The organism is Dyadobacter koreensis (genome assembly GCF_900108855.1).
GTDB classification, from domain to species: Bacteria; Bacteroidota; Bacteroidia; order Cytophagales; family Spirosomataceae; genus Dyadobacter; species Dyadobacter koreensis.
Genome location: NZ_FNXY01000007.1, coordinates 162,500 through 176,066 on the forward strand (window position 1 = coordinate 162,500; position 13,567 = coordinate 176,066).

Genomic DNA, 13,567 nt, shown 5'->3' on the forward strand with positions numbered 1-13,567 from the left:
GTACAATTCAGGCAGGACAACCAATTTTCTGTTCGGAAAGCGATTATTCTTTACCTAAATCTTGCAAATATATGAAAATAAACTTTTTACTCCGGCGTGGAAAATCTAACCGGTTAGCCATACCTGCTAAACTAGTATTGACAATGAAACTGGTAACGCTACTGCTTATGGCAACTTTGTCGCAAGTGACTGCGATCGGGTACAGCCAGAAAATTTCACTGGAAAAACGCAACGTGTCGATTGAGGCAGCTTTTAAAGCCATCGAAAATCAAACGGATTATCTATTTTTATACGATAAATTAGACTTGCCTCCGTCCCGCCTTGTTTCAGTTAGCATAAAAAATGCTACAATAGATCAGACATTGACTCAGCTTTTTCAGGATCTGCCTCTTTCGTACAAGATTTTCAAGAAAAATATTGTGATAAAAAAAGAGGTAAAAATCAAGGAAGAATCTGTTGTGGCACCGATGGAAAAGCCATCTTTCTTACAGGCTCTGAATGGAAAAGTTACCGATGAAAAAGGCGAAGGTTTGCCAGGTGTCAATATTGTCATAAAGGGAACCTCGAAAGGTGCAACAACAAATACTTCGGGAGAATATCAGATTGACATCACCGATAAAGCTACCGTTCTGGTATTTTCATTTGTTGGATATTTAACTCAGGAACTGGAAGTTGGAAACAGAACCACATTAGATGTAACACTCAAAGTTGACGACAAAGCACTGGAAGAAGTGGTTGTTGTCGGTTATGGAACTCAGAAAAAAAGTGACCTTACCGGGGCAATCTCATCAATCAAAGCCGAAGACCTGAAAAAATTGCCGACGACTTCCTTCGATCAGGCAATCCAGGGTCGCGCTGCCGGTGTGCAGGTAACCCAGGCATCTTCCGCTCCTGGCGGACGCGTTTCGATCAGGATCCGCGGTGGTAATTCTTTAAGCAGCGGCAACGAACCGCTCTATGTAATTGACGGTTATCCGATAACTGCCGGTGGTACAGCGGGCGGAAACGGTGCAGGACAAAACCCGTTGGCTTCCATTAACCCGAGTGATATCGCTTCAATGGAAATTTTGAAAGATGCTTCTGCCACAGCTATTTATGGATCGAGAGGTGCAAATGGCGTTGTTCTGGTCACAACTAAACGGGGAAAGGCTGGAAAGACGTCCGTGACTTATGACGGTTATTACGGTGTTCAAAAAGTGATCAAGAAACTTGATCTGATGAATGCAAGAGAATTTGCGACGCTGGTAAACGAGGCGCGGGCTAACGATGGCGTAGCCACTCCTGTTTATCCCAACCCTGCTGATCTTTACAATTTCCCGGACCCTGCAACGATGGGCGAAGGGGTTGATTACCAAGATGAAATTTTCCGTTCTGCTGCAATTCAAAACCACACACTAAATATCTCCGGAGGTAACGACAATACAAAGATCGCCGTATCAGGAAGTTACTTTGACCAGAAGGGAGTACTCATCGGATCAGATTTCAAGCGTGCTTCGATCCGGGCAAATATTGACACGAAGTTAAGCAAGAATATTATGTTCAGTACAAACCTCACCGGAAGCAAAGTTTGGGGGAATAACGGACGCTCGGAAGGTGATGGCGGAGGTAATGCCAACACGGTCAACGCTGCTTTGATCATGCCGCCTACTGTGCCGATTTTTCAAAAGGATGGAACCTATACGCGCCTAAATCCAACTCCGGGAGGCTCCACCGTTCATAATCCTGTTCCTATTGTGCTGTTTAACAAAGATTTTCAAAATGTTGACAGGTTAATGGGAACGATGGCGTTTACATGGAACATTATTAGTGACCTGTCATTGAAAGTATCCGTCGGTACAGATATGTCCAATGCGAACCGTGAGACGTATGAGCCCCGCGAAACTGTAAATGGTTATAACGCAAATGGCAGAGCTGGCCAGGCGAACCGTCGCTCGATGTCTTATCTGAATGAAAATATCCTGACTTACAACAAAGCTATTAACAAACATTTGTTCAATGTTGTAGCCGGATATACCCGCCAGATGGACCGTGATCAGCTTTTCAGCGCATCTTCAAGTAACTTTCTGACTGATTTATATGAAGCGGATAAACTGGATGCAGGCGCGGTATTTGCGAGCCCTGTTTCCTGGAAAAATCAGAGTCAGCTGGTTTCTTATCTTGGACGTATCAACTATACTTTTAACAACAAATATCTGCTTTCTCTTACCGGCCGTTCGGATGGAAGTTCGAAATTTGGAGCGAATAATAAATGGGCATTTTTCCCGTCCGTTGCGGTGGGTTACCGCTTGTCAGAAGAGAAATTTATCCAGTCTATCGACGCGATCAGCAACTTGAAAGTACGTGCAAGTTTTGGAAAAACGGGAAATCAAAATATCGAAAACTACCGTTCGCTGGCGCGTCTTAATGTTTACAATTACGATCTGAGCGGCGCGCTCGTTTCAGGCCTGGCTCCGGGAAATATTGCCAATCCGGACCTTCGCTGGGAAACAACCGCAACGACCGACGTAGGAATTGATCTGGACCTGTTTGGCAATCGGCTGAATTTCGTAGCGGATTATTATTACAAAAAAACAACTGACCTTCTCTGGAATGTCAGTGTTCCACAAACTTCCGGTTTTGCTTCTATTTTCAGAAATATTGGAAGTCTTCAGAACAAAGGGCTTGAACTTAGTTTGGGCGGAGAAATATTTGTGAAGGAATTTAAATGGAATTCGCAGCTTAACTGGTCAATGAACCGAAATAAAGTGCTGGATATTCCGGGTTATACTCCAACAACACAAAACGAAATTTCTGGCCACTTAAAAATAAACGGAAGCTGGCTGGAGCCGGGTTTGCCTGTTGGTGTTTGGAATTTACTTCAATATGACGGAGTTTTCCAGAACCAGGAACAATTCGATAAAGGCCCGCGCTCTGCGGCAAATGATAAACTTGGCGATGCGCGTTTTATCGACCGCAACGGAAATGGCTCCATTAACCTGGCCGAAGACCGGATGATCGTTGGTGATCCAAATCCTGATTTTATCTACGGCTGGTCGAATAATTTCTCTTACAAAGGATTTGATCTGTCGGTGTATATGCAGGGAACTTTTGGGAATGATATCCTGAACGTACAACGCGCGGAAAGCAATGTTTCAGGACCTTGGGGAAATCAAAGAAAAGAAATTGTGGACCGCTGGACCCCAACCAACACGACTTCCAATATTCCCCGTGCCCGTGTAACTGTAAATCCGCTTCTCTTGCAATCGTCCTGGCTGATTGAAGACGGATCTTTTTTACGTGTAAAAACGGCTTCACTTGGTTATACATTCAAACCTTCCAAAGGTATAAGTTCCTGCCGGGTTTATGTGACAGGCCAGAATTTACTGACCTTTACCAAATATTCCGGCTTTGATCCCGAAGTTAATTCTCCTGGCAACAGCAACCTTCAGTTGGGCGTGGATTATAATGCCTACCCGGCTGCCCGGACTTTCCTGGTCGGTGTTAATGTTGGTTTTTGATCCGATATAAAAGCTATTAAAAATATGACGATGAAAAAGAATTTCAAAATATGGATATCCTCGGCTCTGTTCCTGACAAGTATGTTTGGATGTCACGAGAGCTTTCTGGAAGAAAAAGTTTACGATACGCTTACGCCTTTGAATTTTTACAAAACGGAAGCCGATATGCAGGCAGGAGTTATCTCTGTTTATAACGCAATGCATTCGAATGACTGCTGGGGAAGACAGGTCTGGCTGGCAGCGGAATATCCGGGCGAATCGTCCTGGCCGAATAATTCAGGAGAAGCATGGCGGTCAGAACTCGACCAATATACCTGGACTCCAAGTTCGACAGGATTCAAAACGATCTGGGCAGGTTTGTTCCGAATGGTCAATCGTGCCAATACGGTGATGCAATATGCAGATGGAATCACGTATGCGACACCTGCAAACAAGGATCAGATTTTAGCAGAAACAAGATTTCTGCGTGGTCTTGCATATCTAACACTCGTTCGTTTTTTTGATCATGTTCCTTATGTAACCGTTGAAAACACCAATGATCTTTACCCAACCAATGCTAATACCGACGATCAGGTATGGGATCTGATTATTGATGATTTTAAATATGCGCTTTCGGTTCTGCCACCTGTCCAAACGGGCAGAAATATTGGCCGGGCAACTTCCGGAGCAGCGCAGACGATGCTTACAAAAGCATATCTGACTAGAGCTGGCAAGCCTTGGAACAAAGCTGAATATTGGCCGCTTGCCGCTGAGGAGGCCAATAAAATTATTAATAATGCTGCTTATGGCTATGGCTTACACGCAAATTATGAGGATGTGTTCTCCATCGCAAATGAACATGGGAAAGAATATATTTTCAGCATGGAACTGGAAAGCGGAATAAATCTTGGAAAGGATTTGCCAACATTTACGGGTATTCGGAGTGGAAATCAGTTGAAGCTGGACGGCTGGTCCTCACTGGTTGCAGAGACTAAATTCTTCGACTCCATGGATCCAAAGGATAAAAGACGAAATAAAACTTTTGTGGTTTCTTACAATGATATCAGAGGCAACGGCACAGTTTACGAATATCCGAAGACGATCACGCTTCCCCATTTCAACAAACTCATCAATGCCGATGATAACAAAGCGACTGGGACCGGCGATTACGCAACGAACCTGCCCATCACGCGCTATTCAGATGTTCTTCTGATGCATTCGGAAGCTGAAAATGAATCGAAAGGACCAAGTGCAGAGGCTGTAAAAGGTATCAACATGGTTCGTCAGAGAGCAGGCCTGACTCCTTTGACGGCCGGTTCAATGACGAAAGAATCGCTGAGGGATGCCATTATTCAGGAGCGTTCATGGGAGCTCTGTGAAGAAGGACACGCATACTTTGACTTGAAACGCCAGAATGCGATTATCAAGCGAATAACAAATTTCAAACCTACAGAAAAAAGCTATGCGTTCCCTGTTCCTCAGGACGAACTGGACGTGAACCCAAACCTGCAGCAGCACCCTGCTTACAAGTAATCTTTTGAATTTTGTTTTTCTCAACAAAAAAGAGCGTTGAATGTCAGGCCATTCAACGCTCTTTTTGACAATGATCAATCACTATTTGGTTAAAATTTCAACCATCCCTCCGTTTTTAAACAGATCGTGTGAAATAAAATAACCTTTGTTTTCTTTACCATTTACCTTGATCGATGTCAATCCCCTGCCCTTTCCCGGCTTGCTGATTTTTATAAGTTTTCCATTACTGGTACGCCAGGTAACCTCGTCAAAAAGTGGAGCCGTTACCAGATATTCAGCATCCGTTGCAGAGAAGGGATAGAAACCCAAAGCGCTGAAAACATACCAGGCAGACATTTCGCCAGCATCATCCATCCCGCAAAGCGCGAGTCCTTCGTCACCGATACCGTAGAGATTATTTAAAATGTTATCCAGTATTTTTTGCGATTTTTCCGGTTTTCCAATAAAGTGATATGAAAATGGCGCTTCATGATCCGGTTGGTTTCCGTGGCAATATTGTCCGATCATTGTTTCTACATTCCTCGCGATATAACTTGGATTCCAGGGCACTGTAAATAACGAATCAAGCTTGGATTCGAACCCCTGAGCGCCTCCGTAAAGCTTGATCAAACCCTTCATATCGTGTGGAGCAAAGAAAGAAACCTGCCATGCGTTCGCCTCTCTGTACATATATTCGTAGTAAGGATACTGCGGATTGAACGGCTTTATCCATTCCCCGTTTTCCAGTCGACCTCTCATAAAACGGGTCTGGGGATCAAACATGTTTTTATAATTTTTCGACCTTGCCATCAGAATCCGATAATTGGCTGTATCACCCAGACTTTTTGCCAGCTGCGCCACAGAATAATCATCATATGCATATTCAAGTGTTTTTGAAACACCTGCTTTGGCCTTCGTTTCCACTTCCGGGTTTGCAATATCAGGATCGGAGATGTAACCTTTTTCAATGTATTCCTTAATGTGAGGTCTTGCCCCTTTGTCTACATTAGCGTTTTTCAAAAGAATTTGGTAAGTCCCCTTTACATCAAAATTATCGATTCCCCGCAGATAAGCGCCCGCGATTGAGGAGGCGCCATGGTCACCATGAAAAAAAGTAGGAATAAAACCTGTTTTGTCACCGACATCTTTCATTGACTTAATCACATCCAGCGTGACCTGGGGAGAAATTAAGCCGAGAAGCACGTCTTTATTTCTATACGTGTCCCACAAAGACGGTTCTGTATAATAATCAAAATCTGCTTTAACAACATTTTTCTTCGCATCAGTATATTCACCGTTCACGTCACTGCGCAAAGCAGGCCATAAAAACGAGCGGTAAAGGCACGAATACAACATCTGTTTTTGCTTTTCTGTGCCGCCCTTTACCTGAACGGAGGACAATAAATTTTCCCATCTCTGTGTCGCTTCATTCCGTACGATATCGAAGGTTTTGTCTCCGATTTCCTTTTCCAGATTTTGTTTCGCGTTATCGACACTAACAAATGAAAGTCCAATTTCAAGCTCGACAGGTGCTGAATTTCCATCTTTTAAATGGACAATCGCAAAACCGGATTTACCACCCTGCTCCTTCTTTGCAAGCTTCTCAATTTCCGTATTCAGCTTTGCATAAAAATATACTTTCTCACCTGTCTGCTGATACCCCTGCACTACATTATTTCCAACCTGCTCAATGTTCCAGTCCGATACCTTATTATTCGCCCGGGCAAGATCAAAAAGAATCTGGCGCGACTTATTGTCTTTGTATTCATACTTATGAAAACCTGAGCGAAGCGTGGAAGTCAGGCTGACATTTACCTGATAATCATCCAGATAAACCTGATAAAATCCAGGAGCTGAATTTTCTTTTTCATGAGAAAAAACGGAACCAAACTTACTTCCAGGTTTGGAAAGCGGCAGAATTGGAATATTACAAAGGTTCCAGTGACCTTTGTTGGTATGCGTAAAACCTAAAATGACCGAATCTTCATATTCGTATCCGGCACCAGAGCCGTATTCTGTCATAGGGCTCAACTGGACCATTGCATTCGGCAGAGAACTTCCCGGAAAAGTAAGCCCAGCCCAGGAGCGCCAGCCATCAGGCAACTTGTAGCCAAGAATTTTCGGATCCGTCAGCGGCGCAGTTCCAATTAAAGTGTTGACATATTTGGTGTAAACTGCCTTCGTCTGAGCTTTTCCGGGCATCGAAAAACACAAGGTCAGCATTAAAATTCCAAATAGACTTTTGGTTTGAGTATTCATTATGTAAAATTTAATTTAATTATTTTCAAGTTTTTTAAATGAATATCAAACATCTGAACGATGAAAAAATCCATTACTGTTTTACCAATTATTTAGCAGAAAAAACGATTTAGCATTTTCATTTTTGACTTCATCAAGAGGTTGAAACTTTAATATAAAGACATTTGAGGCAATGTTCTATTCGAAAAAATTACTTGTTTATCATTATTTCTGTTATCCGTGACAGCAGCCAGAAAAATTAATCTTAACGACAGTGGTTTATTTATTTTTATCTGAAAAACTTCGAAGGTCAGGAAAATCAACATGGAGAATATTGGCTTTCAGAGCGTCAAAGATTTCAGTGAGCTGACAATTAGTTAATTAATTCAGAAAATACTCAAATTGTTTATTAGCACCCATGACCTGTAAAAGCCGAAAGTGGTATATTTTCTCCGTAAAATACTTTGTATGTAATACCTTTGAGCTGACTACTTTCCTATTATATTAACATATTCATTTGAATGAAAAGAAGCGTATTTTTGAAAAACACCGCATTACTCAGTACAGGTCTGTTACTTAGCAAATTCCCTGCTTCTGCCAATGCCGAATATCCAACCGTAAGAACTCCTGCCGGGCAGCGCAAATTCAGCAGTAAAGTCATCGAGGATTCCATCTCTGAATTTAAGTCTGCTGTAAAAGATAAAGAGCTTGGCTGGCTTTTTGAAAACTGCTTTCCAAATACGCTTGATACTACCGTAACGCACAAAATGAACGGATCAAAGCCGGACACTTATGTGATTACCGGAGATATTGATGCGATGTGGCTTCGTGACAGCAGTGCCCAGGTTTGGCCGTATTTGCATTTTATTAAAAAAGACAAATCGTTGCAGGATTTAATCGCCGGCGTAATCAACCGCCAGAGCCTTTGTATCTTACGAGATCCTTATGCAAACGCTTTCTACGACAGCCCGGATAAGGTCGGCGAATGGGCTTCCGACGAAACGGACATGAAACCTGGTTTGCATGAGCGGAAATGGGAAATTGATTCGCTGTGTTATCCGATCAGGTTGGCATATCGTTACTGGCAATTGACCGGCGACACATCACCGTTTGACGACAAGTGGAAAGAGGCTGTGATGCTTACTTTGAAAACATTTAGAGAACAGCAGAGGAAAAATGATGATGGCCCTTATCACTTTCAACGCAAAACATCTTGGGCAACGGATGGTGTCCCCATGGCAGGTTATGGGTATCCCGTTAAACCGGTCGGTTTGATCTGTTCTGCATTCAGACCTAGTGACGATGCGACCATTTATTCCTTTCTGATCCCATCGAATTTTTTCGCCGTTGTGAGCCTTAAACAAGCTGCAAAAATGATAGAAAAAATTGCAGGCGATAAAAAGGCTGCAACTGAACTAAACGCACTCGCCTTGGAAGTCGAAACGGCCTTGAAAAAACATGCTGTGGTAAATCACCCGGAGTATGGGAAAGTTTATGCATACGAGGTAAATGGATATGGAAGTTATAATCTGATGGATGACGCGAATGTTCCAAGCCTTTTGGGTATGCCATACCTGGATGCAATGCCGGTTACAGATCCAGTTTATCAAAATACCCGAAAAATGCTTCTGTCTTTGAATAACCCTTTCTTTTTTAAAGGAACTGCCGGGGAAGGTATTGGTGGACCACACATCGGAAAAGACATGATCTGGCCGATCGCAATCACGGTACAGGGTCTTACCAGCATTAGCGATAAAGAAATTAAGACCTGTGTGGCAATGCTTAAAAACAGCAACGCCGGTACCGGATTCATGCACGAATCATTTCATAAGAACGACCCTAAAAAATTCACCAGATCATGGTTTGCCTGGGCAAACACGCTGTTTGGCGAATTTTTATGGGAAACATATAAAGCTAAGCCACATCTGCTGGCATAGAATCTTTCGTGCATCATTAGAATTAAATAAGGAGTAAGCTTTTAAAATCAGTAAAAGTCTCAATCTCATTTAATGCTGAATTTATGAAGATCATCATTGTGGGTGCCACTGGCACAATTGGAAAACCAGTTACTGAATTTTTGGAAAAAGATCACGAGATTATTAAAGCCGGATCTAAAAGTGGAGATCTGCAACTTGATATAACTTCTCCGGATTCCATATCGAAATTTTTCGAACAAGCAGGCACTTTTGATGCACTCATCAGTGCAACGGGCGGCGGACATTTTGGACCCATAACTACCATGACCGATACTGATTTCAGAACCGGTATTGACAGTAAATTAATGGGACAGATAAATCTTGTTCTGATCGGGCAGCATTTTGTAAATCCGAACGGATCATTTACCCTGACTTCCGGTATTCTGAGCAGCGACCCGATTCAGGCAGGTGTCAATCTCAGCACTGTAAACGGTGCGCTTGATTCTTTCGTAAAGGCGGCGGCTATTGCTTTGGAAAAAGGAGTTCGCATCAATGCAGTCAGTCCTGACGTGGTCGAGGGATCTCCGCAGTATTTTTCATTTTTCCCCGGTAATATTCCGGTGACAATGGCTCAGGTGACGCAGGCATACGTGAAAAGTGTCATGGGACGACAGACAGGACAGGTGTATAAAGTGCATGGTTCCTGATTAGAAAATACAGTTCTGATTACATTTTGCTAAAAGTCCTCTGCCATATTAAATTGACAGAGGACTTTTTTCATCTACTTCTTAGAATACCAGTTACGCAATCTTACATCAATCGACTTGTTTCCGTCGTTAACCGTTTTCTTAAAAGCTTCCGTATCACTTAATCCATTTGCTCCTCGGTAATGATATGGATATACAATTTTTGGTTTAAAATCGAGCACCGCAGATGCAGCTTCCGGAACATCCATCGTGTAAGGTAGATTCATACAGACAAAAGCCACATCGATATTTTTCAATCCTCTCATTTCAGGAATTCCATCGGTGTCTCCACTAATATAAACGGTTTTCCCTCCCATCTTCAAAACATATCCATTGCCTCTTCCTTTTGTGTGTTTAGCATCGGCAGATTCAGGAAGATTATACATAGGAATGGCTGTAATCGAAATATCCAGCTTGCTGATAGTTTGTCCGTTCCCCACGACAACCGTTTTTGCTTTCAGTTTTTCAGACATTTTATCTGCTACCGCTTGTGGTGCCACAACAATCGAATGTGATAAATCCAGCGCGTCCAGAGTTGCAGGATCGAAGTGATCACCATGAATATCGGTTATAAGAATCAGGTCAGGAGCAGCTATTCCGTCAAATGTTTTTGCGCCTTCATATGGATCTGCACAAATCGTTTTTCCATTCCACGTCAAAGCCAGTGTTGCATGGTTGAGAGGCTGAATTTTAAGTGGTCCTTTCGAGGTTTTAACTTCATCGGCTGCCGGAATCTGGGCAAATGAAACGCTGCATATCAGCATTAACAAAAAAGTGATTTTCAATTTCATATTTTGATGGATTTTCGTTTTTCTCAAAGATAGAATACCGGTGGCTTTCTTTCATCTGCGGTGCTGCCTTTATTTTCTCTTTAAAGTACCCAGGAGGGATTTCAAAATTCCTGGCCTAGTTTTTTACCAAATAATATAGGTTTCCAGGAAACTTCGTGAGCATCTGGTTTTACTCAAAATATGTGATTTATGCCATCCAAATATTTATCAGGGATATTTATTTTCTTAACCATAGCAATGAATGCATCGGCTGTAAAGTCTGTGGCGCAGGAAAAATACACATCTGATACAAAGAAAATAGTTTTCATCGCAGGTCCGGACAGTCATGGAAAAGGGGAACATGAATATAATGGCGGCGTAACTTTTCTTGCTCGGAAATTAAAAGAAGCATTACCAGAAACTGATACCGTCGTTTTTCATAATGGCTGGCCAAAGGATCCCGCTGTTTTGCAAAAGGCAAGTACAATTATTCTTTTTTGCGACGGTGCCGAAGGACATATCATCATTCCGCATCTGGCTGAGGTTGAATCACTGATGAACAATGGGACCGGATTCATTACGCTTCACTTTACGATGGAAGTCCCGAAAGGCAAAGATGCTGACAGATTTCGTGATCTGGCAGGCGGTTATTTTGAAACGAACTGGTCCGTAAATCCTTTCTGGACACCTCAAATAAAAGAGTTACCGAAACATCCTGTCACCAATGGCGTAAAACCGTTTGCCATTCGAGATGAATGGTACTACCATATGCGCTTTGTGAAAGATGACAAAAACATTACGCCCATTTTGAAAGTACTTCCCCCCGACTCTACTCTGAGCCGGCCAGAAGGAAGCCACACCAACAATGTTTATGTACGAGCGTCCGTTTTGCAAAATAAGGAACCTCAAACTATTGCGTGGGCCTACGAGCGCCCAAATGGCGGAAGAGCATTTGGTTTTACAGGTGGGCATGTGCATGCCAATTGGCAAAATGATAGTTTCAGAATGCTGGTCTTAAACGCAATCGTGTGGACGGCGAAAGGAAAAGTTCCTTCAAAAGGTGTCAGGACGACTACACCAGATTTGAAGGAACTTGAACTATTGACCAAACCGGCAAAGTGATTACACATGCGGCCAGTTTTAAGATGAAAATTTAAAACTGTCTATCATCCGCCGACGGTCCGTAAATGGATGGAACAGGAATATCATTCAAGCGCATATAGACCGTCAGTTGTCCGCGGTGATGCACCCAGTGGTTGATGGTTTCAGCGATATTGTCTCTGGTTTTTATTTCGTAAACAACTTCTCCGTTATTTTTCAGATAAAAAGTTCTTTCCAGCTGTTCTTCCGTAACGGTTTCGAGTGATTTTACTGCAGCCTGAAAATTTTCTTCAAAGTGAGCAACCAGATCTTGCGCCGTCGTTAACTCAAAATGATCATAGGTTGCAAAGTCAATTTCCCCTTTGTCAATCATCACCGTAAGCCACTTGGGTATTTCGGCCACAAGCAAAGACAAATATCCCATATTGGTTGACCTTGGGTGCGGCTTATATTCATACAAGGATTCTGAAATTCTCTCCAGACATTTTTTTGAGGCTGTGTATTCTGCCTGTAATTCCTTTACATAAGCAGAAATAAGTTCGTTTTTTTCCATAGCATATAGTTTTTGGTACATGTTTTAAAAAAACAATACCATTCATCTCATTGACAGCAAGATGACAAATACGCGATCTCAATAAAACTGCATTAAATAGTTTGCGCAGACCGTTTTTCTGGAAGCTAAGATGTTTTACCAAACCACAATCTGGCAGATTTTGTATATTTTTTGTCATTGCAGACAAGTCCAAAATGGGGTATTTTTGTACTAAATCAAAGTGGTTCAGTAGAGCAAAACTTTACGATTAAAACTAAAAAACACAGATCATGAAAATTGCAATAAACGGTTTTGGAAGAATTGGACGCATGACGTTGCGAGCTTTACAGAACAAGGAAAATGTCGAAGTTGTGGCGATCAACGATTTAACGGATATAAAAACACTTACTCATTTGTTAAAATACGATTCTTCGCATGGTCATTTTCCTGGCCAGGTTTCCGAGGATGGGACAAACATTATCGTAAATGGTAGAAGTATTACACTCCTGAGCGAAAAGGATCCGGCAAAATTACCCTGGGGAAATTTAGACATCGACGTCGTTATCGAGTCCACAGGGAGATTCACCGAAAAGGAAAAGGCTCAGGCGCATATTAATGCAGGCGCAAAAAAAGTACTGATCACGGCGCCTGCAACAGGTGGTGTACAAACAATCGTCAGCGGTGTCAATAACGAGGTTATTAATTCCGAAGACGCTATTTTTTCAACGGCGTCCTGTACGACAAATGCAATCGCGCCTGTACTGCATATTCTGGACAAGGAATATGGTATTGAATCCGGTTACATGAGCACCGTTCACGCATTCACAGCGGATCAGGTTTTACAAGACGCGCCGCACCGTGACTTACGCCGAGCACGTGCTGCAAGCCAGTCCATCATACCTACTACCACCGGCGCAGCAAAAGCGATTGGCGACGTTTTGCCAAATCTCAAGGGAAAACTTGATGGTTTCTCCTACCGTGTACCAGTCGTTGACGGGTCGATTGTAGATTTATCTTTAAATTTGAGCAAAGAAGTATCTGTCCAGGAAATCAACGATTTGTTCAAATCTTACGCAGAAAATCAATTAAAGGGCGTACTTGAATATACCGAAGAACAGTTCGTTTCTGTCGACATTCTTGGGAATACCCACTCTTCCATCGTGGACGGAACATTAACAAGAAGCATTGGTAAAATCGTAAAAGTGGTTGCCTGGTATGATAATGAAGTTGGTATTTCAAACCGTATCGCCGAGCTGGTTTCAGAAATTTAAACAGC

General features: G+C 42.5%; 9 protein-coding genes. 6 read left to right on the forward strand and 3 right to left on the reverse strand.

The window, feature by feature from the left end:
• Nucleotides 1-71: 71 nt before the first annotated feature.
• Both BMY70_RS22090 and BMY70_RS22095 read left to right on the forward strand, forming a co-directional pair.
• A complete protein-coding gene (locus BMY70_RS22090) occupies nucleotides 72-3,497 on the forward strand; it encodes a TonB-dependent receptor (protein WP_090338471.1) in 3,426 nt (1,141 codons plus the stop codon).
• 30 nt (nucleotides 3,498-3,527) lie between these two features.
• A complete protein-coding gene (locus tag BMY70_RS22095; protein WP_177197108.1) occupies nucleotides 3,528-5,009 on the forward strand; it encodes a RagB/SusD family nutrient uptake outer membrane protein in 1,482 nt (493 codons plus the stop codon).
• A gap of 81 nt (nucleotides 5,010-5,090) precedes the next feature.
• Here the strand turns inward: BMY70_RS22095 and BMY70_RS22100 are convergent, their stop codons facing one another.
• A complete protein-coding gene (locus BMY70_RS22100) occupies nucleotides 5,091-7,247 on the reverse strand; it encodes a GH92 family glycosyl hydrolase (protein WP_090338473.1) in 2,157 nt (718 codons plus the stop codon).
• Between the two features lie 500 nt (nucleotides 7,248-7,747).
• On the opposite strand from BMY70_RS22100, the gene BMY70_RS22105 reads away from it, so the two are divergent.
• Both BMY70_RS22105 and BMY70_RS22110 read left to right on the forward strand, forming a co-directional pair.
• The gene (locus tag BMY70_RS22105) at nucleotides 7,748-9,163 is read left to right on the forward strand and encodes a glycoside hydrolase family 125 protein (RefSeq protein ID WP_090338474.1); all 1,416 of its coding nucleotides are present in this window, start codon (nucleotides 7,748-7,750) and stop codon (nucleotides 9,161-9,163) included.
• Nucleotides 9,164-9,246: 83 nt separating this feature from the next.
• The gene (locus tag BMY70_RS22110) at nucleotides 9,247-9,849 is read left to right on the forward strand and encodes a short chain dehydrogenase (RefSeq protein WP_090338475.1); all 603 of its coding nucleotides are present in this window, start codon (nucleotides 9,247-9,249) and stop codon (nucleotides 9,847-9,849) included.
• Between the two features lie 74 nt (nucleotides 9,850-9,923).
• Here the strand turns inward: BMY70_RS22110 and BMY70_RS22115 are convergent, their stop codons facing one another.
• A complete protein-coding gene (locus BMY70_RS22115; protein ID WP_090338476.1) occupies nucleotides 9,924-10,679 on the reverse strand; it encodes an MBL fold metallo-hydrolase in 756 nt (251 codons plus the stop codon).
• Nucleotides 10,680-10,868: 189 nt separating this feature from the next.
• Here BMY70_RS22115 and BMY70_RS22120 point away from each other — a divergent pair, with 189 nt between their 5' ends.
• Complete coding sequence (locus BMY70_RS22120; RefSeq protein ID WP_090338477.1) at nucleotides 10,869-11,780, forward strand: ThuA domain-containing protein; 912 nt, start codon at nucleotides 10,869-10,871, stop codon at nucleotides 11,778-11,780.
• Between the two features lie 31 nt (nucleotides 11,781-11,811).
• Here the strand turns inward: BMY70_RS22120 and BMY70_RS22125 are convergent, their stop codons facing one another.
• The gene (locus tag BMY70_RS22125; protein ID WP_262485754.1) at nucleotides 11,812-12,333 is read right to left on the reverse strand and encodes a DinB family protein; all 522 of its coding nucleotides are present in this window, start codon (nucleotides 12,331-12,333) and stop codon (nucleotides 11,812-11,814) included.
• 248 nt (nucleotides 12,334-12,581) lie between these two features.
• On the opposite strand from BMY70_RS22125, the gene gap reads away from it, so the two are divergent.
• Nucleotides 12,582-13,562 carry a type I glyceraldehyde-3-phosphate dehydrogenase gene (gap, locus tag BMY70_RS22130; protein WP_090338479.1) on the forward strand — a complete coding sequence of 327 codons (981 nt, stop codon included), beginning with the start codon at nucleotides 12,582-12,584 and terminating at the stop codon, nucleotides 13,560-13,562.
• The last annotated feature ends 5 nt before the right edge of the window (nucleotides 13,563-13,567 follow it).